Consider the following 25608-nt stretch of genomic DNA (forward strand, 5'->3'; position numbering starts at 1 on the left):
CGTCAGTCCTTAGGGGCTCCGGTGCGTACGTCACGCAGCTGCGGAGCCGGGAGGCTTCCGGTGGGCCGGAAGCGCGGCTGGGGACATCGCCGTCCGGAGCGGTCGGAGGGGAATCCACGGGGATGCCGAGTGGGATGCCGCGGAGAGGGATCCGAAGCACGGGATCCGCAGGGGTCCGGACAGACGGGCAGACCTGTTCCGCCCCCGCGCGACAGGTCTGGGCGGGGAGCAGGGAAAGCGGGTCGCCGGTCCTAGCCTGGGAAGACGGGGATGTCCCGGTACCTGTCCCGGGTCCCGGCCGCGTCCACGCGCGCGGCGGCACCGGGCACCAGCCGCAGCGGCCCCCGGTCGTCGAAGGTCACGGCGTACGCGTCACCGTGCCTCGAGGAACCGCCGTCGACCGCCTGCTTGCCCAGCACGCCGTCCGGCTCACCGGTGGGCGCGGGGTGACCGGGAGCGTCGACGGCGTGGGGGGCACGGTGGCCCCCGGTGTGCGTGTGCGCCGCCGTCCCGGAGACCGGGGCCGGGGTGACGGTGGTGCCCTGCGGCCCGTACGACGTCACGGTCGTCGCCGGCTTCTTCGTACGGGCGGTCTGCTGCGCGGTCCGCTGCCGTACGCCGTCCGTCACAGCGGGCCGTGCCTCGGTTGTGCCGGGCGCCGAGGTGACCGGCACCGGGGGCGACTCAGCGGGCGGTTCCGACACCGGCAGGGTGCTGGATGTACCCGGCAGCGCCGGAAGCGTGGGCAACTGCACGGGCAGGGGCCGCGTGGTCAGCTTCGCCGGCAACTCCGACACCTGCTGCGCCACGTCACCGAGCCCCTGAGTCACGGCCGCGGTCACCGAGCGAACCGTTTCCCCCACCACCGGCACGACCGGGGCCACCGGCACGGCGGGCAGTGCGGGTGCGGCGTGTGCCACGGGTGCCACAGGTGTCGTGGACGCCGAGTGGGTGACGCACGGGTGGCGTGCCGTCTCGCGGGGCGTCGCCTTCTCGTCCCGCACCGGCTCGCTGTGCGGCACCACCTTGTCCACGTCCAGTCGGCTCACCACGGACGTCAACAACGGCGGCGGCACCGTTTGCGTCCCCTCGGCCGCCTGCGCCCGTCCTCCGCAGAGGAGGCCGAGCGCGAGCAGTCCGCCGACCAGCAGCGCCAGTTGCAGCGCACGCCGCCCCGCCACCGTGTGCGACACGCGCACGGCGACACCGGGCAGCACTGCTGACGAGGTCAAGACGGCGAAGTTCCTTCGGTGCGGCGGCACGAGGACGCGAGGAAGCAGGAAGCGCGGCGTCGATCCTCGCACGCCCTGCCCACGGTTGCGCAAGTGCCTCTTACCGACGGCCACTCATGTCCTGTTCACAGGACCTCTTTGACTTGATGCGATCTCCTTCACACGGCCTCCGGCACCGGAATCGGCCGCTTCTCGATCGCCGCCGCCATCACCTCGGGGAAGAGATCAGGCGTGCACGCGAACGCCGGTGCGCCCAGCGCGGCGAGCGCGGCCGCGTGCTCACGGTCGTAGGCCGGCGCCCCCTCGTCCGACAGCGCGAGCAGCGCCACGAACTGCACCCCCGACGCCTTCATCGCCGCCACCCGCTTCAGCATCTCGTTCCGTATCCCGCCCTCGTAGAGGTCGCTGATGAGCACGACGACGGTCTCGGCCGGACGGGTGATCTGCGACTGGCAGTACGCGAGCGCCCGGTTGATGTCCGTACCGCCGCCGAGCTGGGTGCCGAACAGGACGTCCACCGGGTCGTCGAGCTGGTCGGTGAGATCGACGACCGCCGTGTCGAAGACGACGAGCCGGGTGTCGATGGAGCGCATGGACGCCAGCACCGCCCCGAACACCGAGGCATACACGACCGAAGCGGCCATCGACCCGGACTGGTCGATACAGAGGACCACTTCCTTCTTCACCGACTGTGACGCCCGCCCGTACCCGATGAGCCGCTCAGGCACGATCGTCCGGTACTCGGGCAGGTAGTGCTTGAGGTTGGCCGCGATCGTGCGGTTCCAGTCGATGTCGTGGTGGCGTGGCCGGCTGATCCGGGCGCTGCGGTCGAGGGCGCCGGTGAGGGTGGCCCGGGTGCGGGTGGCCAGCCGCTTCTCCAGGTCCTCGACGACCTTGCGTACGACCGCCCGTGCCGTCTCCTTCGTGGTCTCCGGCATCGCCCTGTTGAGCGAGAGCAGCGTGCCGACCAGGTGCACATCGGCCTCGACCGCCTCCAGCATCTCCGGTTCGAGCAGCAGCGCGGCCAGCCCCAGCCGGTCGATGGCGTCCCGCTGCATGACCTGGACGACGGAGGACGGGAAGTACGTCCGGATGTCGCCCAGCCAGCGCGCCACCGACGGCGCCGACGCCCCCAGCCCCGCCGACCGCTCCCGCCCCGACCGCGGTCTGTCCCCCTTCCCGTAGAGCGCGGCCAGCGTTCCGTCCATCGCCGCGTCCCGCCCGGACAGCGTGCAGCCGGTCCCGTCGGCGGCCTCGCCCCCGAGCACCAGCCGCCAGCGCCGCAGCCGTTCCTGCGCCTCCCGCGTCGGGTCGTCGACTCCGGTGCCGCCGTCCGTCAGATCCGCTGTCATCTCCCCGCCCCCACAAGGTCGTTGTCGTCAACCGCCGTCGTGTCGTCCAGGCCGAGCAGCAGCCGCAGCACCGGCAGTACGGCATCGGCACGCTCGGCGTCCGCTTCGGCGCCGAACCCCGGTGTCCCGCCGGCCTGTCCGGCCCGTTGGGTCCGCTCCCCCAGGCCCCGCCTCACCAGCTCGCCCAGCGTTCTGCGCACCCCCGGCTCGTACGCCGAGAACGTCCGCCGCAGCAGCGGCAGTACGTCCGTGAACGCCTCCGCCGGCACCCCGGTCAGCCAGGCGTCGACCAGCCCGAGCAGCCGCTCGTCGTGCACGAGCAGCATCCCGCCCCCGCCGCTCCCGCCGACGAACCCCTCGATCCAGGCCGCCGCGTCCGCCGGCGGGGTCCCCGGCGAGAGCACCAGCCCCATCAGCCGGGCCGCCTCCTCCGCCCCCAGTTCCCCCTCGTCCAGCAGAATCCTCATGGCCCGCCCCCGCAACACCCCGGGCACGGTGTCCCGCCCCGAGAGCGTGCGCAGCACCGCCCGCCAGCGGCCACGGAGGTCGCGGGGGCCGGGGGTGGAGGTGCGGGTGGGGGTGGGGGTGCGGTTGACGCGAGGACCGGCACCGGCACCGGGGGCGGAGTCGGAGCCAGAGCCGGTCTCCGTGTCTGTCGCCGTCGCGGTCTTCGCACCCGTCACCGTCACGGCCTCCGCGCCTGTCGCCGTCACGGCCTCCGCACCCGTCGTCGTCTCGCCGAGCAGCCCGACCGCCGTGTGCACCGCGTCCACATGGCCCCGCATCTCCTCCGCCGCGTCCGCGTCGAGGGCGGTGCAGGCCGGTGGGAGCCCGACGAAGACCCGCTCGGCGAGGCCCGCGGCCAGCTCGGCGAGCGCCCGGGTGTCGGTGCCCCGTACATCGCCGTAGCGCAGGGAACGGACCAGGGCAGGCAGGGCCTGGGCGAGATGGCCGACGTCCGCGTCCAGTGCGGCCCGGTCGGCGAGCGCCCGCATCACCACGGGCAGCGCGTCCGGGAGCCCCGCGAGCAGGCAGTGTTCGGCGAGCGCGGTGACTTCGGCGAGGGCGGTCGCGTGCACCGCGTCGGCCTCGGCCTTGGCCGTCGCCGCGCCCTCGACGGTCGTCCCCCACACCCCGGCCTCGGCGATCCGCACCGCCAGTTCCGGCTCCCAGCGCAGCCGCCAGGTCTCCCGGAACGTGCCCGTGCTCCCCCGCGACTGCACCGGCTCGCCCCACCCGACGCCGAGCAGCCGCAGCCGGTGCAGCAGCCGGCTGCGCCCGGTGTCGTTCTCCTTGCGCAGGTCGAGCTCCAACTCCCGCTCCAGTGCCTCGGGCTTGAGCCTGAGCCGGCGCTGTTCCCTGGCCAGGTCGCGCTGCAACGGCACCGCGGGCGCCGCCTCCGGCACCTCCCCCAGCACGTCCCCGACCACCAGCCGGTCGTGCACCAGCGCCAGCGGAACGTCCGAGCCCTCGCAGAGCACCGCCCGCACCGCGTCGGTCGTCTCGCCCAGGCCGGGCAGCGGGCGGCCACGCATCACGGCGAGCGTCTCGGCCAGCCGTACCGCCTCGATGACATGGGCCGAGGAGACCAACCGGTCCTCCTCGCGCAGCAGCCCGGCCACTTTGGTGAGCCACCGCTCCACCGGCCGGTCCGGGGCCCGGAACAGGTGGCCGTACCAGCCCGGTGAGTCGATGCCCGCGCCGTATCCGCCGGCCCGCGCCAGCCGGCGGTTGGTCCACGGCACCCAGGTCATGTCCGTCTTGACCTTGGGCAGCCCCTTCAGCAGCTCCTTGTCGGCCCCGACCGTGCTCCGGGCGCGCAGCGCCGGCACATGCCACGCCCCGCACACCACCGCGACATCCTCGCCGAAGTCCCTTTGAGCCGACCGTAGCTGGAGTCGCATATACGCCTCCCGCACCGGGTCCCGGTCGCGCCCGCCGACCCCGTACGTCTCCCGCAGCACCTCCATCGCCTCCGCCACCGCGGTGAACGGTGCGAGCACGTCCCGCTCCTGCTCCCCGGTCACGCCCCGGTGCTCGACGACGTCCTCCCACCAGCGCTCGGCGTCCTCGTAACCGGCGGCCTCGGCGAGGGCGGCGAGGGGGTCGACCCGCATCCGCTGCTCGGCGTCCGATGCGCCGGGCTCGGCGCCGGGTTCACCGGCCTCTGCGGCCTCTGTGTCGGACGGCGCCGCCGCTTCCTCCTCCGTCTTCCCCCACGCCAGCGTGTGCGAGGCCGGCAGGTCGATGAAGCGGGCCGGGACCTCGTGCTCCAGGGAGCAGCGGATGGCCACCCACTCGGGGCTGAAGTCGGCCAACGGCCAGAAGGCAGAGCGGCCGGGCTCGTCCACGGCGTGCGCGAGGAGGGCTACCGGGGGCCGCATCTGCGGGTCGGCGGCCAGCGGGATCAGCGCATCGGCCTCGGGCGGCCCCTCGATCAGCACGGCCTTCGGTTGCGCGGCCTCCAGGGCGGCCCGCACCGCCCGCGCGGAGCCGGGCCCGTGGTGCCGTACTCCCAGGAGCAGCGGCCCGGTGCGCTGCCGCGCGGAGTCGCTCACGCGCTCACCTCCCGGCAGGCGCGGTAGAAGTCCTTCCAGCCGTCCCGCTCGCGGACGACCGTCTCCAGGTACTCCTGCCAGATGACCCGGTCGGCGGCCGGGTCGCGAACGACCGCGCCGAGGATGCCGGCCGCGACATCGCCGGCCCGCAGCACTCCGTCCCCGAAGTGGGCGGCCAGGGCGAGGCCGCTCGTGACGACGGAGATCGCCTCGGCCGTGGAGAGCGTGCCGCTCGGTGGCTTCAGCTTGGTACGGCCGTCGGTGGTGATGCCGTCGCGCAGCTCACGGAAGACGGTGACGACCCGGCGGATCTCCTCGATCCCCTCGGGCACGGCCGGCAGGTCCAGCGAGCGGCCGAGTTGGTCGACGCGGCGCGAGACGATGTCGACCTCGGCGTCGGCGCTCTCCGGCAGCGGCAGCACCACGGTGTTGAAGCGGCGGCGCAGGGCGCTGGAGAGGTCGTTGACCCCCCGGTCGCGGTCGTTGGCGGTGGCGATCAGGTTGAAGCCGCGGACCGCCTGCACCTCCTGTCCCAGCTCCGGGATCGGCAGGGTCTTCTCGGACAGGATCGTGATCAGCGTGTCCTGCACATCGGCCGGGATCCGGGTCAGCTCCTCGACTCTCGCCGTCATCCCCTCCGCCATGGCCCGCATGACCGGGCTCGGCACGAGAGCGTCCCGGCTCGGGCCGTTGGCCAGCAGCTGTGCGTAGTTCCAGCCGTAGCGGATCGCCTCCTCCGGGGTGCCGGCCGTGCCCTGCACCAGCAGGGTCGAGTCGCCGCTGACGGCGGCGGCCAGGTGCTCGGAGACCCAGGTCTTGGCGGTGCCGGGCACGCCGAGCAGGAGCAGGGCGCGGTCGGTGGCGAGGGTGGTGACGGCGACCTCGACGATACGGCGCGGGCCGACGTACTTCGGTGTGATCACCGTGCCGTCCGGCAGGGTGCCACCCAGAAGATAGGTGGCCACCGCCCAGGGCGACATCTTCCATCGGGCCGGACGCGGCCGGTCGTCCTGCCCTGCCAGCGCGGCGAGTTCGGCGGCGAAGGCGTGCTCGGCGTGCGGTCGCAGGGCTTCCGGAGCCGCTGCGGCGCCCTCGGTCACGTCCCCACCCCCACTCGCGGAGTCGTTCTGACTCGGTACGGCGATCGTCGGATCAGTCGGTTCCACGGACACAGTCATGGCTGAGGCCCCCTCCAGCTCGGCCGGTTCGGATCTGGTGTCCACCGTGCACCACGCCACTGACAATCGCCCTGACCTGCACAAACGCGTCCGCGGAGTCGATTGTCAGTGGTGGGATCTACCTTCGATGGCATGACTCAGCAGGGGGTGCGCTGGAGTGCGAACCAGGTGCTGGCGCTGGCACCTGACTCCGCGTCACGCAAGGCGGGAAGCAAGCTCGGCGCGGCGGGGCCGTGGTCCGAGGCGGGGAGTTGTAGGGAGGGGACGGTATGGGGACTGTGCAAGGGCAGCGGCAGCAAGCCGTACCAGACGATCGTGGACATCGCGGACCCGGCCGGGCCCGCGTACAAGTGCAGTTGTCCCAGCCGGAAGTTCCCCTGCAAGCACGCCCTCGGGCTGCTCTTGCTGTGGGCGGGCGAGGACGACACGGTGCCGACGGTGGCAGAGCCGCCGGACTGGGCCGAGCAGTGGATCGCGGGCCGGCGCAAGCGCGCAGAGGACAAACGCCCGGCGGGCGGCCGGAGTTCCCCGGCCGCCGCTGATCCCGAGGCGGCCCGGCGGCGGGCGGAGCGGCGGGCCGAGCGGGTCACGGCGGGCGCCACGGAGCTGGAGCAGCGGCTGACCGACCTGCTGCGCGGCGGCCTGGCCGCGGCCGAGCAGACGGGGTACGGGCTGTGGGAGGAGACGGCGGCCCGCATGGTCGACGCCCAGGCGCCCGGGCTGGCCGCCCGGGTAAGGGAGTTGGGTGCGATACCGGGCTCCGGGCCCGGCTGGCCGGTGCGGCTGCTGGAGGAATGCGCGCTGCTGCACCTCCTCGACCAGGGCTGGCTGCGCCGTGACCGACTCCCGGAGGACCTCGCCGCCACGGTCCGCTCCCGTATCGGCCTGCCCGCCTCGGCGGACGGCCCGCCGGTGCGAGACCGCTGGCTGGTCCTCGCCCAGTACGACACGGCGGACGCGAAGCTGACGACCCGCCGGATCTGGCTGCACGGGGCCGACTCGGGCCGTACGGCACTGCTCCTCTCCTACGGCGCGGCCGGCCGCGCCCCCGAGCTGGCACTGCCGGTCGGTCTCGCCCTGGAGGCGGAGCTGTCCGCCCACCCCGGCGCGGGCGGGCACCGGGCGGCCCTGGGCGAGCGGTTCGCCGCGCCCGCGCCCCTCTCTGTACGGCCGCCCGGCATGACGACGGCACAGGCTGCGGCCCGGTACGGGGAGGCGCTGCGGGAGGACCCGTGGCTGGAGTCGGTGCCGGTGACACTGGGCGGGGTGGTGCCCGTCCCGGACGGCGACTCCTGGCAACTGGTGGACGCGGATGAGGAATTGGCGCTTCCGGTCTCCCCCGCAGCCCGTTCCCGGCCCGGTCTGTGGCGGCTGGTCGCACTCTCCGGCGGAGCGCCGGTCACGGTCTTCGGCGAGTGCGGCCACCTCGGCTTCACACCACTGACGGCCTGGCCGGAGCAACCAGGCGAGGCGGTACCGCTGTGCTGACCCAACCACCTCACGGAACCCAACCACCTCACGGAACCCAACCACCTCACGGAACCCGACCGACTCGCAGAACCCCACCGGCTCACGCAACAGCACCGGCTCACACAACCCGACCGACTCACACAACCCGACCGACTCACACAACCCGGCGGACTCGCGGAAAGGGAACCCCGTGACCACTTGGGAAGACCTCGTCACCACGGCCCTGCTGGGCACGGACCGGCGTCCGCCCGCGACCGGCGGCCCCGGGCGCGAGGCACCGGTGGTCCTGCTGGACGAGGCGGCCGTGGCGACCGTACGGCGACGGGCCGGACTGCGGCCCGCGCGGGCCGCGCACCGCCCCGAACCGGCTCCCGAGGACCCGCGCCCCGCACTGCCGGCCGCGGCTGCGCGCAGGCTGGCGATGCTGCTGTCCGACCGCCCCGGCGCCGGGACCGGCGGTCGCCGGGGCACCTCGCCCGACCTCATGGAGCTGCTGCCCCAGTGGCTCGCGGCGGCCAACGCGCACGGGTTCGCCGCGCCCCCGCAGACGCTGCCCGCGCTGCTGGACGCCGCCCGGGGCCGTACCGACCTGCGGCCCGCCGCGCTGGCCTTCGCCGGTCCGCGCGCCCTGTGGCTGGCCTGGCTCAACCAGGACTGGCGGTTCGCCCTGCGCGCGGCCCCGGGCGGCGGCGCGAGCCTGCCCGGCCCCGAGGACGCGGAGGCGATACGGCGGTTGTGGCAGGAGGGGTTGTTCGCCGAGCGGGTCGCGCTGCTGGCGGCGCTGCGGGCCCGTACGCCCGAGGCGGCGCGCGAGCTGCTGGCCGGGACCTGGGCGACGGAGCGGGCGGAGGACCGGCTGATGTTCCTCGACTCGCTGCGCACGGGACTGGCCGCCGGGGACGAGCCGTTCCTGGAGCAGGCGTTGTCGGACCGGAGCCGTAACGTGAGAACGACAGCGGCGGAACTGCTCTCCGCGCTGCCGGGCTCGGCGCTGGCGGGGCGGATGGCGGTACGGGCCGGGGCGTGTGTGGCCGTCGACCACACAGGGGACGGCCCGGTGATCGCGGTGGAGGCGCCGCCGGAGTGCGACCCGGCCATGGAGCGGGACGGGGTGGTGGCCAAACCGCCTACCGGACGCGGTGAACGGTCCTGGTGGCTGGGGCAGTTGGTGGAGGCGGCCCCGCTCAGCATCTGGTCGGCGCGGCTCGGCGGCCGTACGCCCGGGGAGATCGTGGCGCTGCCGGTCGCGGACGGCTGGCAGGGCGAGCTGCACGCGGCCTGGTCCCGGGCCGCCGTACGACAGGGGGACGGCGAGTGGGCGAGAGCGCTGCTCGGGGTTCCGGCGGCGCCGGAGGCGGGCGGTCCGGGCGCGGTGTCCCTGGCCGAGCGGGCAAAGCTGCTGGCCACGCTGGAAGATGCGGAGCGGGCCGGGTGGGTGGCCGGGTTCATCGCGGCACACGGCCTGTCGGAGGCGTTCCAGCTGCTCGGCGTCTGCGCCGTACCGTGGTCCGCGCCGCTCGGCCGGGCCGTGGTGGACGCCCTCAACATCGCGCGGGACGCGGGGAGTTACCCCTGGAGCTTCAGCGGGGTGATGGGGCTGGCCGAACGCTGTCTGGATCCCGCGGAAGCAGGCCGGCTGGACGCGTTGCTGGCGGTGCCGGACGAAGGGGAGGACGCGTCACCGGGTGCCGGCGGGTACTGGGCGGAGGCGTTCCAGCGGCTGGCGACGACATTGAGACTGCGGGCGGTGATGATGGAGGAGCTGGGGCCGGCCGGCGCCTGAGCGTCCGGTGCCGCGACGGCTCCTGGGGGCTGTGCCCGCAGAACCCTCGCGGTGATGCGAACGGCCGCCTGCTCGGGCGCATTCCGGCCGCCCCGGCCCAGCCGCCGGGGTCGGGTCGGCCGGCCGGAGAGGGTCGGGTCAAGCCAGGCCACCGTGACGCGAACGTGGGCTACGCCTCCGTGGGCTGCCGGACGTTCTCCCGTACCCATTCCACGATCGACGCCGTCGTCGCCCCCGGCGTGAAGATCTCGGCGACGCCCTTGTCCTTGAGGGGGCCGATGTCGCCCTCGGGGATGATGCCGCCGCCGAAGACGAGGATGTCCTCGGCGTCACGCTGCTTGAGGAGGTCGATGACCGCGGCGAACAGGGTGTTGTGGGCGCCGGAGAGGATGGAGAGGCCGATCGCGTCGGCGTCCTCCTGGATCGCCGTGTCCACGATTTGCTCCGGTGTCTGGTGGAGCCCGGTGTAGATGACCTCCATGCCCGCGTCGCGCAGCGCACGCGCGATGACCTTGGCCCCGCGGTCGTGGCCGTCGAGCCCCGGTTTGGCCACCACCACACGAATCGGGCCGGCTGCCACACCCATCACTGCCTCCATGACCATGAAAAGAACACGCCAGCATCTGTGCGTACCGACAAGTACCGCACATTTGGCGCGTTCCGCCACCCGTCTCCAGTGAACGAACGTTATCTCCAGCATCCCGCAACCGGCAGTTTCGCGGAGGTTACCGAGGGGGAAATCACACACAGTGGGACACGTCAGGGAGCCGCAGCGTGGTCCGCGGGGGCAACAGGGGCATGCGACGCGGCCCGTCGTCGTACCCTCGCCACCTCCGCTCGGCCTCCCATGAGGGCACACGGGGGACAGAGCCGTCCTCCGAGCGCCGACAGGAGGTCGGCCGATGAAGGTCACCGGGGTACTGGAGCCCTTTCTCCCGCTCTGCCGTCGCCTCCTGCCCGGCAGACTCGCCGGCCTGTCGCTGGCCCTGCTGAAATCGTCCGCGCTGGAAGCCGCGATCCTGGCCGGGCATCTGCTGCTCTATCCGACCGGCCTCACCCCGGAGCGCCGCTCCCCCACGCAGCCCGCACACAGTGACGGCACGGCCCGGCTGCCGGTCCGGACGACCCCGCCGGTCGTGCTGCTGCACGGGTTCATCGACAACCGCTCGGTCTTCGTCCTGCTGCGCCGCACCCTCGCCCAGCATGGCGGCCAGCGCGTCGAGTCGCTGAACTACTCGCCGCTGACCTGCGACATCCGCACCGCCGCCGGTCTGCTGGGCCGGCACATAGAGGAGATCTGCCAGCGCACCGGCAGCCGCCGGGTCGACATCGTCGGGCACAGCCTCGGCGGCCTGATCGCCCGCTACTACGTCCAGCGCCTCGGCGGCGACTACCGCGTCCGCACCCTGGTGACACTCGGCACCCCGCACTCCGGCACCAGGGTCGCGCCGTTCGCGGACGCGCACCCGATCGTGCGGCAGATGCGCCCCGGCTCGGAGGTCATCGAGGAGTTGGGCCTCCCCGCGCCCGGCTGCCGTACGCGGTTCGTCAGCTTCTGGAGCGACCTCGACTCGCTGATGGAGCCGGTCGAGACGGCCCGTATCGACCACCCGGACCTCATGGCGACGAATGTGCAGGTGACCGGGGTCGGCCACCTCGCCCTGCCCGTCCACCCGGCGGTCGCGACCGGCATACGGCAGGCCCTCGACGAGGTGCACCCGGAGGAGCGGATCGCGGGCGGCCTGACGGTGGCCTGAGGACGAACCGGGTGAGCCGGGCGGGTCGGGGTATTCGGGTCGGTTCGGGCCGGCAACGGCTTCCCGGCATCACTGACTTGGCCCCCTGAAACCTCGAACACTCCTCGAACGCAAGGCCAAACCCGCGCCCGTCGTCCCCCGAAACACGGCCGAATGCCCGTTTCCCGAAACCACGAAACCTGTTGAAGATTGTCGCGCCCGCATACCGCCGGGTACAGTCGCCGCACTGCTCTGGCAGCCCCTGTTGTCGAGGCGAAAGAGAAGTTGGTGAACGACCGTCACCCGTCGGGGACCATGACCACCCCGGCCCCGGCTTCCGACGCCGACCAGGCGCACTACGCGCCGTACGGCACCCAGGAAGCCCAGTACGGCGACTTCACCACGTACGGCGACCACACCGCTACCGGCACCTCTTTCCACAGCGACCCCCTCTTCGGCCACCTCCCGGGCGAGGGCCAGGCCACCGGCACGTATGACGCCACGCAGTGGCAGACCGTCGGCGACCAGACGCTGAACTACGACCCCTACGCGGCCCAGCACCACGCCGCCTACGACTCCGGCACCTACGACAGCACCGCCTGGACCGTCCCGGCACAGGGGACGGCCGTCGACGGCAGCGGCCACTGGGACGCGAACGCCTGGCTCCAGCCCGACCAGTCGGGCATGGCCGGCGCGACCCAGCAGTGGGAGTGGGGCACCCAGGCCTTCGACACCGGCGCGTACGACGCCACGCAGTGGAACTCCGACGGCACCCCGGCACAGTCGGCGGAGCCCGAGCACGAGCCACAGCCACAGCCCGCCGACGCCTTCGACCAGTCGGCGACCCAGATGTTCGAGCAGCTTCCCTACGACGGGTTCGAGGAGTTCACGGAGGACTCCGCGGACGCGGCGGACTTGGCCGCGACCGGTGGGCTACCTGCAGTAACGCCGCTGCTGGAGGACCAGGAAGAGGTCACCCCGGCCGCTCCGGCCGCGACACGCGCCGGCGCCCGCGCGGGGTCGCGTTCCCGCCGTCGTACGCCGCCCAAGCGCTCCGCACTGCTCACCGTCGCCGTGCCCTCGGCGTGTGTGATGGGGGTCGCCGGGATCGCGGCCGCCTCCGTCGGCACCCTGACCGGCGGCGACGGCCAGGACACCACCGCCTCCGCCTCGGACGCGCAGTCGGTGAAACCGTCCGCCGCCAACAGCAAGCTGGACGCCCAGCTGAAGACGCTCTCGGCGGGCGCCGACGACTTCGCCGACCGGGCCAGCCGGACCCAGGAGCGCATCGACCTCAAGGCCCAGCAAGAGACCGAGAAGAAGAAGGCGGCGGCGGAGGCGGCCCGCAAGGAGCGGCTGCGCCCCAAGTACGTCCTCCCGGTCACGCAGCGAGGGCTCAGCGCCTATTTCGGCCAGGCCGGCGTGAACTGGATGTCCGTCCACACGGGCATCGACTTCCCCGTCTCCTACGGCACGACAGTGATGGCGGCGACCGACGGCGTCGTCTCCACCAAGTGGAACAGCGCCTACGGCAACATGATGATCGTGACGGCGAAGGACGGCACGGAGACCTGGTACTGCCACCTCTCGTCGTACCGCGTCGCCTCGGGTACGACCGTCAAGGCCGGGGATCCGATCGCGTACTCCGGGAACTCCGGCAACTCGACCGGCCCGCATCTGCACTTCGAGGTCAGGCCTGCGGGGGGCTCCGCCATAGACCCGCTGCCGTGGCTGCGGAGCCACGGGCTCGACCCGACCTGATCAGTGAAGTGAGCCAGCCCCGCTCGTGGGAGCGGGGCTCAGCCCTGTGCGGCTAGAGCTTCTCCACCGGCGCGTACCGCAGCAGCAGCCGCTTCGGCTTGGCGTCGCCGAAGTCGATCGTCGCCTCCTCGTTCCCGCCCGTGCCCTTCACCGCGACGACCGTGCCGAGGCCGAACTGGTCGTGGGTGACCCGGTCGCCGACGGCCAGCGAGACCACCGGCTTCTCCGAGGTCCGCCGGGTGGCGAAGCCGGACGCGCCCGACGCCGAGGACCGCGAGCGGGTCGAGGAGAGCGAGGCCGCCACGCCCGACGCGGGCCCGGAGGACACCGGCGCCATCGCCCCGGTCCGCTTCCACTCCAGGTACCCGGCCGGGATCTCCTCCAGGAAGCGCGAGGGCGGGTTGTACGACGGCTGCCCCCAGGCGCTGCGCATCGCCGACCGGGTGAGATACAGCCGCTCCCGCGCGCGCGTGATGCCGACGTACGCCAGGCGCCGCTCCTCCTCCAGCTCCTTGGTCTGGCCGAGGGCGCGCATGTGCGGGAAGACGCCGTCCTCCATGCCGGTCAGGAAGACCACCGGGAATTCGAGGCCCTTGGCGGTGTGCAGGGTCATCAGGGTGATGACGCCGGAGCCGTCCTCGTCCTCGTCGGGGATCTGGTCGGAGTCGGCGACCAGCGCCACCCGCTCCAGGAAGTCGGACAGCCCGCCCGACGTCTCGCCCTCCCCGGACTCCTGCTCGAACTCCAGCGCCACGGAGGCAAGTTCCTGGAGGTTCTCGATCCGGGTCTCGTCCTGCGGGTCGGTGGAGGCCTGCAACTCGGCGAGATAGCCGGTCCGTTCGAGGATCGCTTCGAGCACGGTGGCCGGTCCGGCGCCGGACTCCACGACCGTACGCAGGTCCTCCATCAGCGTGTTGAACCGCTTGACCGCGTTGGTCGACCGCGCGGCCATGCCGTACGCCTCGTCGACACGCTTGAGCGCCTGCGGGAAGCTGATCTTCTCGCGCTGGGCGAGGGCGTCGATCATCGCCTCCGCGCGGTCGCCGATACCGCGCTTGGGGACGTTGAGGATCCGGCGCAGCGGGACGGAGTCCTCCGGGTTGGCCAGTACACGCAGATACGCCAGGACGTCCCGGACCTCCTTGCGCTCGTAGAAGCGGACGCCGCCGACGACCTTGTAGGGCAGGCCGACGCGGATGAAGATCTCCTCGAAGACACGGGACTGAGCGTTGGTGCGGTAGAAGACGGCGACATCGCCCGCCTTCGCCTCGCCCGCGTCCGTCAGACGGTCTATCTCGTCGGCGACGAACTGCGCCTCGTCGTGCTCGGTGTCGGCGACATAGCCGGTGATCTGCGCGCCCGCGCCGGCGTTGGTCCACAGGTTCTTCGGGCGGCGGGACTCGTTGCGCTCGATGACCGCGTTGGCGGCGGAGAGGATCGTCTGCGTGGAGCGGTAGTTCTGCTCCAGGAGGATCGTCGTCGCGTTCGGGTAGTCCTCCTCGAACTGGAGGATGTTGCGGATCGTCGCGCCCCGGAAGGCGTAGATCGACTGGTCGGCGTCGCCCACCACGCACAGTTCGGCGGGCTGGAGGTCGTGCTCGCCCGGCGGCACGTCGACGGGGTGCTCGGAGGTGCCGACGAGCTCGCGCACGAGTGCGTACTGGGCGTGGTTGGTGTCCTGGTACTCGTCGACCAGGACATGCCGGAAGCGGCGGCGGTAGTGCTCGGCGACGTCCGGGAAGGCGCGCAGCAGGTTGACCGTCGTCATGATCAGGTCGTCGAAGTCCAGGGCGTTCGCCTCGCGCAGCCGCGACTGGTAGAGGACGTAGGCCTGGGCGAGGGTCTTCTCGAATCCGTCGCTCGCCTGGGCGGCGAAGTCCTCCTCGTCGATCAGCTCGTTCTTGAGGTTGCTGATCTTGGCGCTGAAGGACTTGGGCGGGAAGCGCTTGGGGTCGAGGTCCAGGTCGCGGCAGACCAGGGCCATCAGGCGCTTGGAGTCGGCTGCGTCGTAGATCGAGAAGGAGGAGGTGAAGCCGAGCTTCTTGCTCTCCCTGCGCAGGATCCGCACGCACGCGCTGTGGAAGGTCATCACCCACATCGCGTTCGCGCGCGGGCCGACGAGGTGCTCGACGCGCTCCTTCATCTCGCCCGCGGCCTTGTTGGTGAAGGTGATCGCGAGGATCTGGCCCGGGTGCACACTCCGCGCGCCGAGCAGGTGCGCGATGCGGTGCGTGAGCACGCGCGTCTTGCCGGAACCGGCACCGGCCACGATGAGCAGCGGGGAGCCGGCGTGCACGACCGCCGCCCGCTGGTTGTCGTTCAGCCCCTCCAGCAGCGCGGCCGCGTCCAGGGCCGGGCGGGCGGCGCCGTCGCGGTAGTAGGCGTCACGGTCCGGAGGCGCGTCGAACTTCCCGCCGAACAGATCGTCCGGAATCGGCTCCGGTACGTGCTCGTCCTCGGGCGGCGGCGGGGACTCCTCCTCGTGGCCGCGCGGGGGCTGGAGGCTCGCCAGGAAGCTGTCGTCAAAGAGGCTGCTCATCGCTCTCCGAGTCTAGGGCGCCCCACCGACAACCGGTCCCCACCCCGGAAACTCGCCCCGGTCACCCACCAGAATCGACCCCTCACGGTCTGCGATCACACGCCGTGAGCATGCGCGCGCCCACCCACCGGGAGCGCGGGCCGCTCGACCACTCTGGACAAGTCGCCCCATACCCCCTTGATCAACCGATCCGGCCGGGCCGCAACACCAAGGTCACGAAAATGTATCGGGCATATCGCACATCAACCTTCACACATGGCACACGAGTTGGCTAGCGTGCCGACCAGGCCGTACGACCCCCACCGGCGAACGTCGCCGGGCCGCACGGCCTCCGCCGAGTCCAGGGTGCCACCGCGCACCCGGAGCCGGGGACCCACTCCGGCCTTGGGGTGAATCGGTCCCGACTTCCCACCGGGAGCGGACCGTAGGGCAACCCTTCCGAACCACCCGCCCGAACCCGACAGCTAACTCGGTAGGCGGAGCATGGAAGGAGTCGCCCCCGTTGGCGTCGCACCGCAAGTCGCGTCCGTCCGCAACGCGCGTAGCAGGCATACGCACCCCCGCTCTGGCCACCGCCGCCCTCACCTCCGTGGCCCTGCTCTCCCAGACGGCCAACGCCGCGCCCTCCGAGGACGGCAAGCCCAGCCTGGAGGAGGTCGAGAAGAAGGTCGACGCCCTCTACCGGCAGGCGGAGTCGGCGACCGAGAAGTACAACGCGGCCAAGGAGAAGACCGGCAGGCAGCGCAAGCAGGTCGACACCCTGCTCGACGACGTCGCCGAGCGCACGGACCGGCTCAACAAGGCGCGTGAGGAACTGGGTTCGTTCGCCGCGGCCCAGTACCGGACCGGGGCCAGTGCGCCCGACACGGCGACCTTCCTGCTCGCGGACAGCCCGCAGGACTACTTCGACCAGACGCAGCTGATGAGCCGGCTGACCTCGCGCCAGAAGGACGCGGTCGACGACTACGCCACACAGCAGTCCGCGACCATGAAGAAGCGGCAGGAGGCCGCCAGGAGCCTGGAGACGCTCACCGAGACCCAGGACGACCTCAAGACCGCCAAGACCACCGTCCAGGCGAAGCTGGCCTCCGCGCGGGAGCTGCTGTCGCAGCTGACGGCCCAGGAGAAGGCACGGCTGGCGGAGATCGAGAAGAGGCAGCAGGCGGAGGCGGCGCGCAAGGCGGCGGAGCTCGCGAAGCAGCAGGCGGCGGCCGCGAAGCAGGAAGGTTCGTCGTCATCGACGTCGTCCTCCGGCAGCCCCTCCTCTTCGTCCTCCTCTTCCTCCTCCGACGCCTCCTATGCGACAAAGGCGGCCAAGGCGATCGCCTTCGCCCGCGCGCAGATCGGCAAGCCGTACGTCTGGGGCGCCACCGGCCCCGGCTCCTACGACTGCTCCGGCCTCTCCCAGGCCGCCTGGAAGGCCGCGGGCGTCTCCCTGCCGCGCACCACGTACGACCAGGTGAACGCCGGCACGACGGTCTCCCTCGCCGACGCCCAGCCCGGTGACCTGGTCTTCTTCTACGACGACGTCACCCACGTCGGCATCTACGTCGGCAACGGCATGATGATCCACGCCCCGAAGCCCGGCGCGTACGTCCGGGAGGAGTCGATCTACTACGGGGGCGAGTCGATCATCCATAGCGTGGTTCGACCGGCCTGAGGACGCGGGCGCGCACGCCGACCGCGGGCGCCGGGCGCAAGCGCCGAGCGCGGGCGCTGGGCGCGGGCGCTGGGCGCGGGCGCTGGGCGCGGGCGCTGGGCGCGGGCGCTGGGCGCGGGCGCTGGGCGCGGGCGCTTGACGTTTGCTCGGACGTCGGCGCGAGGCGCGAGCCCGCACGGTGCGCATTTCGTGCTGCACGCGCGCGTGCCCCGCTCGCGCGGCGGGTGAGGGTCCATAGCATCAGCGGCATGCCCGCTGTTTCACCCCTTCGCGCCTGGTGGGCGCAGCGGCCGCCGGCGGCCGGGGCCGCTGTGATGGCCACCGCCGTCGTGTCGGTGGGATTGCATCTGGCGGGGGCGGAGACCGTGTCCCGGGTCGCGCTGGCACTGGCCTGCGTGGCGTGGGCAGGGCTGGCCGGGGAGTTCGCCGTACGGCTGCTGGAGGACCCTCGGCGGTGGGTGACGGAGGCGGAGGCGCCGGGCTCGCTCACCGCTGTGGCGGCTACGACGGTACTGGGGACGCGGTTCTCGGCGCTTGGGTGGCAGACCCTCGCCGAGGCCCTGCTGGCGCTGTCGGCGGCGCTGTGGCCGCCGTTGCTGACCCTCGTCGTACGGCACTGGAAGCGGCACATGCCCGGCGCGGTGTTCCTGGTCTGCGTGGCCACGCAGGGGCCTGCCGTACTGGGGGCGGCGCTGGCGGCGGCCGTGACGACCGCCTGGCTCGCCCACACGGCGCTGGCGCTGTTCTGGGTGGGGCTGGTGCTGTACGGGCTCGCTGTGACCTGTTTCGAGTGGCGGCAGGTCGTCGAGGGGCCCGGCGACCACTGGGTCGCGGGCGGCGCACTCGCGACCTCCGCGCTGGCCGGGGCGGAACTGCTGGCCGCCGACAGCGCCCGGCTGTACCTGTGGAACAACGACGACCGGGGCGTCCTGCGCACGGTGACGGTGGCGCTGCTCGTCCTGGCCCTGGCCTGGTACGTCGTCCTGCTGGCCGCCGAGGTGGCACGGCCCCGGCTGCGTTACGACGTGCGCCGCTGGGCGACGGTGTTCCCGCTGGGGATGACCGCGGCGGCGACGCTGTCGGTCGGGGCCGCCGTCGGCATCCCGTGGCTGAAGTGGCCGGGGCGGGTGCTGGTGTGGGTGGCGGTGGCGGCCTGGGTGACGGTGGCCGTCGGCGCGGTGGCGGCCACCCGCGCCACCCTCAGGAGGGCTTCCTGAGGGTCACGTCCACAGCACGGCGATGAAGATGTTCGCCATGGTCAGCAGGCCCACCAGGCCGAAGGCGCCCTTCTCCACCTTCTCGTCGTCCCGTTTCACATAGACGAGCCCGAGGATGACGATCAGCAGCGCGAGCTTCACGCCGATCTTGATCGTGTTGACGTGGTGGTCGTCGGCCTCGTTGAGGCCGACCAGGATCACACCGGTCGCGAGCATGGTGAACGCGCCGTGCAGCATCCCGGGGACGAACCGGGCCGTGCCCTGGCCCATCGCCTTCATCTGGGTGAGGAAGCCGCCGAGGAGCGCGGCGATGCCGATGATGTGCAGGCCGACGAAGAGATGGATGAGTACGTCCATGGCCCCGGAGCCTAACCAGGGCCCCTTGGGGCCCCGGGCACCGGCCCCTCCCTCGGCGCCCGCCGCTACTCACTCCCACGGCATCGCATATATGCACCCCATAGCACTCCGTGTCTCCCGCGCGCCCCCGAACCGCCGCTTCGGTCATCCCACCCCGCGAAGCCGACGACTCCGGACCGGAATCCTGGTCACATACCGTCGGGTAACGATCCGGCCACACCAATTCCGTGCATCGCGTTACCGAGCCGACACACTCCGGCCTAGCGTCCTCCCCCAGGTGACCGACTCCCCACCGCCGCCCGGGCCAGGGGCGGCAGTCGGACACCACCGCCGAGAAAGTCCGGCGGCGGCCCGCTCCCCCTGTGCGGGCCGCCGCCGGACGCGTAATCCGCACCCCTGCGGCCGTATGTGCGCTCCTCCTGGTGTGCGTACGGGCGACACGGCGGTCGTACGAAAGGACGTGACCAGTCCAGGTGGCAGCGCACCGCAAGCCCCGACAGCGCTCGCTCAGCGGCAATACGGCCCGCACGGCCGCCACCCTCGCCCTGGCGGGCGCGGCCACCGCGACGGGCTTCGACGGGACCGGACACGCCGAGCCGCAGCTGACACCGGCGCAGGTGAAGGCCAAGGTGGACCAGCTGTACCAGGAGGCCGAGGCGGCCACGGAGAAGTACGACGGGGCGAGGGAGAAGGTCGACGCGGCCCAGCGGCGGCTCAAGGCGCTGCAGGACGAGACCGCCCGCAAGCAGGAGAAGCTCAACTCCGCGCGGGACGCGCTCGGTTCGGCAGCCGCCGCGCAGTACCGCGACGGCGGTATCGATCCGGCGTGGCAACTGGCGCTCTCCAGCGACCCCGACCAATACCTGGACGATGCCGCGTTCGCCGAACGGGCCGGTGCCCGGCAGGCCGGCGCGGTGGCGCGGGTGCGTCGGCAACTGCGGGAGATCGAGCAGCTGCGCGGCGCGGCGCACATCGAGCTGACGTCGCTGCGGTCCCGGCAGGCCGAACTGAAGCGGCAGAAGACCGCCGTCAACGGCAAGCTCGGCGAGGCCCGGCAACTGCTGGACCAACTCTCGCCCCAGCAGCGGGCCGTGGTCACGGCGGACGGCGCCTCCTCCCGCGCCTCCCGCTCGGCCTCCGGCGCCCGCGCCACCCTGGCCCCGGGCAGCATCGCCGCCCCCGACTCCCGTGCCGCGGCCGCCGTGGCGTACGCCTACACCAAGCTCGGCAGCCCCTATGTCTGGGGCGCGACCGGCCCCCACGCCTTCGACTGCTCGGGACTCGCCCAGGCCGCCTACCGCTCCGCCGGCGTCTCCATCCCCCGCACCACCTACGCCCAGATCGACGCCGGCCACCGTGTCTCCCGCTCCGAACTCCAGCCGGGCGACCTGGTGTTCTTCTACTCGGGGATCAGTCACGTCGGCATCTACATCGGCGACGGCCAGATGATCCACGCCCCCAACCCGTCGGCGCCGGTACGGATCGCACCCATCGACGAGATGCCGTTCGCGGGGGCGACACGGGTGGTGTGACAGCTCGTGGGCCTGACCCGCGTAGCCCCGCAGGTCACGGATGGCCTCGCCGACGGCGCCTTCGACGTCCGGTGCCTTGCACCCGACGACGAGAGGGATGCCGTTCACGAAGACTGCTTGCCCTCCCCCGTGCGCCGCGCCACGTTGCGCTTCGCTGCTGACGGGCCAACGGCTGTGTGACCGTCGACGGTTCCCGTGCCCGGGTTGGCCATGGGGTGTGCGGGGGCGGGCAGGGCAGCGTTAGAGTTTTCGCAAGCCACGAGATCGTCCGTCTTTCGATCTTGAGGTGAGACCCCGGCGGGTGCTGCTAACACCCGACCGGGGTTGTTTGTTGTCGCGAACGCTAGAGGGCGACGACGGCGTGTCGCAAGTCGGTCACGAAAAGTCATGTCGACTGGCAGCGAGGCAGTTTGGCCGCCGTTGACCGGCAGGGAGGGCGGGTGGTGGGTTCAACCCAACCACCCATTCCTCACAAACGGATCTCGACTCCCGAGCCTTGAGGCTCGAAGCTCAAGCGCCGGTACGGGCGTGGGCGAGGAAGGCGGTCCAGGAGGCCGGGGTGACGGCGAAGCGGGGGCTTCGAGAGCCGAGCTTCGAGTCCCGGACGTGAATGGTGTGGGAGCAGGAGGCGTCCTCGAAGTCGCTGTGGGTGGACTTACGCCAGGCAAGGGCTACTTCGAGGCAGTTGCCGCCTTCAGTGCCGCTGTGACTGGACTTGAACCACCACAGGTCCCCGTTCATTGCCCCTCCGCCACCTTGCCGATGAATCGCGCGGACTCCGAAAGACCCAACGCCTGCCGAAGGATCATCGCATGGCGTTGCGTGGCGATGCTGACGCGATCCGGGTCCGAGTACAGCACCCCTGTCGTCTGGCCTTCTTCGTACCCAAGGTGCTCATGCTCCGGCGTCTCCAGCAAGAGGAGCGGTCCGTTGAGTCCCGGATGAGCACCGACGGTTGGCAGCACCTGCACAGTTACGTTCCGCTGCTCGGCCGCGCCTAGCAAGTGACGTAGTTGGCGCGAGTGCGCTTCGGCTCCGCCGACCTGGTTCCGCAACGCCGATTCGCCAATGACGAAGCTGAACGATCTGGTCTGCGTGGCCAGAAGAACCTGCCGATTGAGCCGGGCCGACACACGTTCTTCGACCGTTTCGTCGTCCAGTGGTGGCCAGTGAGCTTTGAGCAGCGCGCGGGCAGTCTCCTCCGTCTGCAAAAGCCCCGGGATGAGCAGCGGCTCGTACGAACTCAGCGCGATGGCCTCGGACTCGTACCGAATGAAGTCCTGCGAGAACGTCGGAAACGGCTCCGGCTTCAGATACTCCTGCGCAGCCACAAGCTTCCCACCCGCCCCGCACACCTGGTCGGCGACCTGCAACAGCCGCAGCGTTGGCCGCCGCCGACCGTTCTCCATCGACTTGACGTACTCGTAGTCGTACCCGGCTTCCTTGGCCAGCGCCTCCCGACCGACACCGGCATCCGTGCGCCACATCTTGATCTGGCTGCCGCAGTACCGCCAGGCGATCGGCGGCTGGGAGTTCACCTCGGTCGACACGCACACCTCCGCCGGGTCCACGCCGGGTACAACCACCCGCTGTACCCGCGCCGTTACTCGCGAGGCTACGCGCCAACGGGGACCTTGATCAGGCCGAACGCCAAATGTCAGCCGCAAGGGATGAACAGCGCATGCAGCCCCCACACCCCCCACTGCCCACGACGACCGCCCCCAAGGACATCGAGTGGCGCCTGCCGCGTCACGCCCGAAGCGTGGGCAGAGCACGCGAGTTGTTCCGCGAGCAGGCGGCGTCCTGGGGCCTGCCGCAGGAGGTGACCGCTACTGCGGAACTCCTCCTGAGCGAGTTGATGACAAACGCGTACCGCCACGCGAAGGTCCCAGCCGGTCGCGAGATCTGGGCCCGTTGCGTGGTCACGAACGAGCGGGTCCGCGTGACGGTGACCGACGCGAACGACACGCTCCCGACACCGGGCACGGCTTCCCCGGACGCCGAGTCGGGCCGGGGACTGGCGTTGGTGGCGGCACTGGCGGATGACTGGTGTGCAGAGAGGAGGGGGTGCGGGATCGGGAAGGAGCTGTGGTTCGAGCTCGCTACAACTCCGTCAAACCACGGGCAGTAGGTCGCTGGAGAGACCGGCCTTCAAAGCTCCGAGCTTCGCCCTCTCTGCCAGCGGGTGCCGTAGGACTCCTTCGCCCAGTCCAGGGCCACCGCGCTGTCGTGGTCGGCTCCGTGCAGCAGCCGTACGACGGGGGCTCTGCCCCCTGGCTGGCGTTCCACCTCCGCACCCTGAATGCCCAGGTCCGCCACTCGCAGCAGGTCCCGGACCCGTTCGCTCTTCTCGGCGTCGAGGAGTTGTTCGGCCGTGTAGTTCTCGTGGTCTCTCAGTTCGGTCTCGGGAGTGATGTCCCAGAGATTCGACCGGAACCAGTCGTAGATACGAGACAGCTGGGGATGGTTGTCGCTCGCGGCGCGGCTGAGGAGAAGGGCGTTGGGGCGTGTGGTGCGTGCCAGGCGGGCACGGTCATGAACACGCTCTCCCGGGAATTCGTACGCGCGGGTCCGCGTCGCGTCCCGGTCCAGCCACACCTGCCGCCGGCCCTTCGGATAGGAGTGGAGCCATTCCGCCTCGACCCGCCGGTCCCCCAGCTCGAAGCCGTAGGTCCAGCGCACGCCGTCTTCCAGGACAAAGTCGGCTTCGTAGAAGGTGCTCTGTCCCTCGGACTCGACGTCGAGCGCGAAGGGTTCGCGTTCGGGGACGCCGGTGTAGGAGGTCCATGGTCCGTAGGAGTCCAGCACCGCGCTTCTCATCTTCTTCAAGGCGGTGATGACATTGGACTTGCCGGAAGCGTTGGCTCCGAAGACCCCCAGAACGGGATAGACGTCCAGTTGCCTGCCGTCGGAGAGCCGGACCGCCCGCGCAGCGTCGGATTCCTCGTCGGGTGGAACCGTGAAGGACAGCTCCTGCTCATCGCGTAGTGACCGGACGTTCGCCGTACGGAAACGCAGCAGCATGTGAGCCCTCCTCCCGTCGGGCACAGCGTAACGGTGTGATCGTTGGCACGCCTACGGGATGGTCAGACCAGGCGGCGCGCCGTCGCCCAACGGGTCAGCTCATGCCGGTTCGACAGCTGCAGCTTCCGCAGCACCGCCGACACATGGGACTCGACCGTCTTGACGGAGATGAACAGCTGCTTGGCGATCTCCTTGTAGGCGTAGCCGCGCGCGATCAGGCGCAGGACCTCGCGCTCGCGCTGGGTGAGGCGGTCGAGGTCCTCGTCCACCGGCGGGGCGTCGGTGGAGGCGAAGGCGTCCAGGACGAACCCGGCCAGCCGCGGGGAGAAGACAGCGTCGCCCTCCTGCACACGGAAGATCGAGTCGACCAGGTCGGTGCCGGTGATCGTCTTGGTGACATAGCCGCGGGCACCGCCGCGGATCACCCCGATGACGTCCTCGGCCGCGTCCGACACGGAGAGCGCGAGGAAGCGCACCGGCCGTTCGGCGTCCGCCGTCAACGGGGCGCACCGGCGCAGCACTTCGACCCCGCCGCCGCCCGGCAGATGCACATCGAGGAGGACCACCTCGGGCCGGGTCGCGGTGATCACCGAGACCGCCTGGTCGACGTCGGCGGCCTCTCCGACCACCTCGACACCGGTCTGCTCGGTCTGGCCGATCTCGGCCTGCACACCGGTACGGAACATCCGGTGGTCGTCGACGAGGACCACGCGCACCCGACGCCCGGCCTTCTCCGTGCCTTCCGCCGGGCCGTTCGCCTCGGTCGCGTCGCTCATGACGTCTTCTCCGCCCTCTCCATCTCCAGTTCGACCTCCGTGCCGCCGCCCGGCACGGACCGCAACCGTGCCGTGCCGCCGTGGCGCTCCATACGGCCGATGATCGATTCTCTGACGCCCATGCGGTCGGCGGGTATCGAGTCGAGGTCGAAGCCGGGACCGCGGTCGCGGACGGACACGAAGACCGTCTTGCCCTCGGCTTCGGCGTAGACCTGGACGGCGCCGCCCTCGCCACCGTACTTGGCGGCGTTGACCATAGCCTCACGCGCGGCCTGCATCTGCGCGCCCGTCCGCTCGTCGAGCGGGCAGTCGCCGACCACGACGACCTCGATGGGGACGCCGTGCTTGTCCTCCACCTCCGCGGCGTTGCGCCGGACCGCTTCGGCGAGGGTGGCGGGCTCGTCGGCCTCGTCCTCGCCGGTGCCCTCGGGCTTGTAGAGCCAGGTGCGCAGGTCGCGCTCCTGGGCGCGGGCGAGGCGGCGCACCTCGTTCGCGCTCTCCGCGTTGCGCTGGATCAGGGTCAGGGTGTGCAGCACCGAGTCGTGGACATGGGCGGCGACCTCGGCGCGCTCCTGCGCGCGGATACGCATCAGCCGTTCCTCGGAGAGGTCCTGGGTCATCCGCACGAGATACGGCCCGGCGAGCAGCGTGATGCCGACGAGAACGGCGAGCGATGCCTGGAGCACCGCCCCGATGTGCGCGGCGGAGCCCTGCATGACGAAGACGCCCGAGACGCCCGCGGTGACGAGCAGGACGCCGACGCCCGCGCGCAGCAGCGAGAGCGTACGACGCCGGCTGCCGACCTCGACCCAGCGGGCCCGGCGTGCGTTGTCCGCCTGGCGCCAGACCAGCGCCACACCGGCGGCGACCAGGACCGCGGGCAGGAGGTAGGCCTTGGCGCCGCTGGTGAGGTTGACGCTGCCCACGAAAACCATGGACACGACGACCATGAGGAGCAGCGCGACGATCTGGCCTCTGTCGGGCTTACGGGCGATGAGTCTGCGGCGGCCGTCCGCCGAGGTCTCGGTGGTGACCAGGGAGGGCGGCTTCTGGCCGCCGACACCGCCCACGCCGAGGGGTACGAAGAACCAGAACGCGGCATACAGCAGCGCGCCGAGGCCGTTGGCCATGAACAGGCCGACGAAGACGAGCCGCACCCACACGACGGGCAGGCCGAGATGCCCCGCGAGGCCCCGCGCCACCCCACCGAGCCAACGGCCGTCGCTGCTGCGGTAGAGCTTGCGCGGCGGCCGCGGGTCGTCGAGGGGCACTGCTGCGGCTTCCGGCATGCCACCGATGTTCACACGCCGCGAGTCCCCGAGCATCAGGGTCGGCCCCCGAGACTCCCCTGATCTTCGGATTTCCCCGCGGCGAGAGCCGGACCTTCGGACAGCGAGGGCCATCCCCGGCCCGGCCTTCGGCAGCGAGTGACC

General features: G+C 71.6%; 20 protein-coding genes and 1 riboswitch. Of the genes, 8 read left to right on the forward strand and 12 right to left on the reverse strand.

What is annotated here, in order from left to right; all coding sequences use genetic code 11:
- Positions 1-251: 251 nt before the first annotated feature.
- The 4 genes from ABTY98_RS23875 to ABTY98_RS23890 form a co-directional block, all read right to left on the reverse strand.
- The gene (locus ABTY98_RS23875; RefSeq protein WP_352222984.1) at positions 252-1232 is read right to left on the reverse strand and encodes a hypothetical protein; all 981 of its coding nucleotides are present in this window, start codon (positions 1230-1232) and stop codon (positions 252-254) included.
- A gap of 158 nt (positions 1233-1390) precedes the next feature.
- A complete protein-coding gene (locus ABTY98_RS23880) occupies positions 1391-2584 on the reverse strand; it encodes a VWA domain-containing protein (protein WP_352222986.1) in 1194 nt (397 codons plus the stop codon).
- Positions 2581-5142, reverse strand: a complete 2562-nt coding sequence (locus tag ABTY98_RS23885; RefSeq protein WP_352222987.1) for a DUF5682 family protein — start codon at positions 5140-5142, stop codon at positions 2581-2583. Before ABTY98_RS23885 ends, ABTY98_RS23880 begins: the two co-directional genes overlap by 4 nt.
- Positions 5139-6320 carry an ATP-binding protein gene (locus tag ABTY98_RS23890; protein WP_352222989.1) on the reverse strand — a complete coding sequence of 394 codons (1182 nt, stop codon included), beginning with the start codon at positions 6318-6320 and terminating at the stop codon, positions 5139-5141. The genes ABTY98_RS23885 and ABTY98_RS23890 overlap by 4 nt, the downstream gene beginning before the upstream one ends.
- Before the next feature lie 132 nt (positions 6321-6452).
- On the opposite strand from ABTY98_RS23890, the gene ABTY98_RS23895 reads away from it, so the two are divergent.
- Together ABTY98_RS23895 and ABTY98_RS23900 are read left to right on the forward strand one after the other, a co-directional pair.
- Complete coding sequence (locus ABTY98_RS23895; RefSeq protein WP_352222990.1) at positions 6453-7808, forward strand: SWIM zinc finger family protein; 1356 nt, start codon at positions 6453-6455, stop codon at positions 7806-7808.
- A 172-nt stretch (positions 7809-7980) separates the two neighbouring features.
- Positions 7981-9573, forward strand: a complete 1593-nt coding sequence (locus ABTY98_RS23900; RefSeq protein ID WP_352222991.1) for a DUF5691 domain-containing protein — start codon at positions 7981-7983, stop codon at positions 9571-9573.
- A gap of 169 nt (positions 9574-9742) precedes the next feature.
- Here ABTY98_RS23900 and icmB read toward each other — a convergent pair whose 3' ends face one another.
- Positions 9743-10159 carry a coenzyme B12-dependent isobutyryl CoA mutase small subunit gene (icmB, locus tag ABTY98_RS23905; RefSeq protein WP_352222992.1) on the reverse strand — a complete coding sequence of 139 codons (417 nt, stop codon included), beginning with the start codon at positions 10157-10159 and terminating at the stop codon, positions 9743-9745.
- 316 nt (positions 10160-10475) lie between these two features.
- Between icmB and ABTY98_RS23910 the strand changes: the two genes are divergently transcribed.
- A complete protein-coding gene (locus tag ABTY98_RS23910) occupies positions 10476-11330 on the forward strand; it encodes an esterase/lipase family protein (RefSeq protein WP_352222993.1) in 855 nt (284 codons plus the stop codon).
- A 267-nt stretch (positions 11331-11597) separates the two neighbouring features.
- Positions 11598-13070: a M23 family metallopeptidase gene (locus ABTY98_RS23915; RefSeq protein ID WP_352222994.1), complete on the forward strand. Its 1473-nt coding sequence runs from the start codon at positions 11598-11600 to the stop codon at positions 13068-13070.
- Between the two features lie 52 nt (positions 13071-13122).
- Here ABTY98_RS23915 and pcrA read toward each other — a convergent pair whose 3' ends face one another.
- On the reverse strand, positions 13123-15609 hold the full coding sequence (gene pcrA, locus ABTY98_RS23920; protein ID WP_352222995.1) for a DNA helicase PcrA: 2487 nt from the start codon (positions 15607-15609) through the stop codon (positions 13123-13125).
- A gap of 322 nt (positions 15610-15931) precedes the next feature.
- Positions 15932-16103: riboswitch (cyclic di-AMP (ydaO/yuaA leader) on the forward strand.
- Between the two features lie 8 nt (positions 16104-16111).
- Here pcrA and ABTY98_RS23925 point away from each other — a divergent pair.
- Positions 16112-17269 (forward strand): C40 family peptidase, encoded by a 1158-nt coding sequence (locus ABTY98_RS23925; protein WP_352222996.1) that lies wholly within the window; start codon positions 16112-16114, stop codon positions 17267-17269.
- Positions 17270-17517: 248 nt separating this feature from the next.
- Entirely contained in the window at positions 17518-18486 is a 969-nt protein-coding gene (locus tag ABTY98_RS23930) for a tellurite resistance/C4-dicarboxylate transporter family protein (protein ID WP_352222997.1), read from the forward strand.
- Positions 18487-18489: 3 nt separating this feature from the next.
- Here ABTY98_RS23930 and ABTY98_RS23935 read toward each other — a convergent pair whose 3' ends face one another.
- Positions 18490-18843 (reverse strand): hypothetical protein, encoded by a 354-nt coding sequence (locus tag ABTY98_RS23935; RefSeq protein ID WP_352222998.1) that lies wholly within the window; start codon positions 18841-18843, stop codon positions 18490-18492.
- Positions 18844-19316: 473 nt separating this feature from the next.
- Between ABTY98_RS23935 and ABTY98_RS23940 the strand changes: the two genes are divergently transcribed.
- Positions 19317-20375: a C40 family peptidase gene (locus tag ABTY98_RS23940; protein WP_352222999.1), complete on the forward strand. Its 1059-nt coding sequence runs from the start codon at positions 19317-19319 to the stop codon at positions 20373-20375.
- Between the two features lie 510 nt (positions 20376-20885).
- On the opposite strand, the gene ABTY98_RS23945 is transcribed toward ABTY98_RS23940, so the two are convergent.
- Together ABTY98_RS23945 and ABTY98_RS23950 are read right to left on the reverse strand one after the other, a co-directional pair.
- Positions 20886-21116, reverse strand: coding sequence for a DUF397 domain-containing protein (locus ABTY98_RS23945; RefSeq protein WP_352223000.1), 231 nt, complete (start codon positions 21114-21116; stop codon positions 20886-20888).
- Positions 21113-21925, reverse strand: a complete 813-nt coding sequence (locus ABTY98_RS23950) for a helix-turn-helix domain-containing protein (protein ID WP_352223001.1) — start codon at positions 21923-21925, stop codon at positions 21113-21115. The genes ABTY98_RS23945 and ABTY98_RS23950 overlap by 4 nt, the downstream gene beginning before the upstream one ends.
- Positions 21926-22056: 131 nt before the next feature.
- Here ABTY98_RS23950 and ABTY98_RS23955 point away from each other — a divergent pair, with 131 nt between their 5' ends.
- Positions 22057-22506, forward strand: a complete 450-nt coding sequence (locus ABTY98_RS23955; protein ID WP_352223002.1) for an ATP-binding protein — start codon at positions 22057-22059, stop codon at positions 22504-22506.
- A gap of 20 nt (positions 22507-22526) precedes the next feature.
- On the opposite strand, the gene ABTY98_RS23960 is transcribed toward ABTY98_RS23955, so the two are convergent.
- From ABTY98_RS23960 to ABTY98_RS23970, 3 genes are all read right to left on the reverse strand, one after another.
- Positions 22527-23399 carry an AAA family ATPase gene (locus ABTY98_RS23960; protein ID WP_352223003.1) on the reverse strand — a complete coding sequence of 291 codons (873 nt, stop codon included), beginning with the start codon at positions 23397-23399 and terminating at the stop codon, positions 22527-22529.
- 62 nt (positions 23400-23461) lie between these two features.
- Positions 23462-24175 carry a LuxR C-terminal-related transcriptional regulator gene (locus ABTY98_RS23965; protein WP_352223004.1) on the reverse strand — a complete coding sequence of 238 codons (714 nt, stop codon included), beginning with the start codon at positions 24173-24175 and terminating at the stop codon, positions 23462-23464.
- Positions 24172-25464, reverse strand: a complete 1293-nt coding sequence (locus ABTY98_RS23970; RefSeq protein ID WP_352223005.1) for an ATP-binding protein — start codon at positions 25462-25464, stop codon at positions 24172-24174. The genes ABTY98_RS23965 and ABTY98_RS23970 overlap by 4 nt, the downstream gene beginning before the upstream one ends.
- Positions 25465-25608 lie beyond the last annotated feature (144 nt).

The organism is Streptomyces sp. NPDC096040, from assembly GCF_040303265.1.
Lineage (GTDB): Bacteria > Actinomycetota > Actinomycetes > Streptomycetales > Streptomycetaceae > Streptomyces.

Excerpts from the sequence above, each read along its gene's own strand:
- ABTY98_RS23890 (WP_352222989.1), bottom strand. The coding sequence starts at position 6,320 with ATGACTGTGTCCGTGGAACCGACTGATCCGACGATCGCCGTACCGAGT.
- ABTY98_RS23965 (WP_352223004.1), bottom strand. The coding sequence starts at position 24,175 with ATGAGCGACGCGACCGAGGCGAACGGCCCGGCGGAAGGCACGGAGAAG.
- ABTY98_RS23895 (WP_352222990.1), top strand. The coding sequence starts at position 6,453 with ATGACTCAGCAGGGGGTGCGCTGGAGTGCGAACCAGGTGCTGGCGCTG.
- ABTY98_RS23945 (WP_352223000.1), bottom strand. The coding sequence starts at position 21,116 with ATGAACGGGGACCTGTGGTGGTTCAAGTCCAGTCACAGCGGCACTGAA.
- ABTY98_RS23960 (WP_352223003.1), bottom strand. The coding sequence starts at position 23,399 with ATGCTGCTGCGTTTCCGTACGGCGAACGTCCGGTCACTACGCGATGAG.
- ABTY98_RS23910 (WP_352222993.1), top strand. The coding sequence starts at position 10,476 with ATGAAGGTCACCGGGGTACTGGAGCCCTTTCTCCCGCTCTGCCGTCGC.
- icmB (WP_352222992.1), bottom strand. The coding sequence starts at position 10,159 with ATGGGTGTGGCAGCCGGCCCGATTCGTGTGGTGGTGGCCAAACCGGGG.
- ABTY98_RS23880 (WP_352222986.1), bottom strand. The coding sequence starts at position 2,584 with ATGACAGCGGATCTGACGGACGGCGGCACCGGAGTCGACGACCCGACG.
- pcrA (WP_352222995.1), bottom strand. The coding sequence starts at position 15,609 with ATGAGCAGCCTCTTTGACGACAGCTTCCTGGCGAGCCTCCAGCCCCCG.
- ABTY98_RS23970 (WP_352223005.1), bottom strand. The coding sequence starts at position 25,464 with ATGCCGGAAGCCGCAGCAGTGCCCCTCGACGACCCGCGGCCGCCGCGC.
- ABTY98_RS23930 (WP_352222997.1), top strand. The coding sequence starts at position 17,518 with ATGCCCGCTGTTTCACCCCTTCGCGCCTGGTGGGCGCAGCGGCCGCCG.
- ABTY98_RS23955 (WP_352223002.1), top strand. The coding sequence starts at position 22,057 with ATGCAGCCCCCACACCCCCCACTGCCCACGACGACCGCCCCCAAGGAC.
- ABTY98_RS23935 (WP_352222998.1), bottom strand. The coding sequence starts at position 18,843 with ATGGACGTACTCATCCATCTCTTCGTCGGCCTGCACATCATCGGCATC.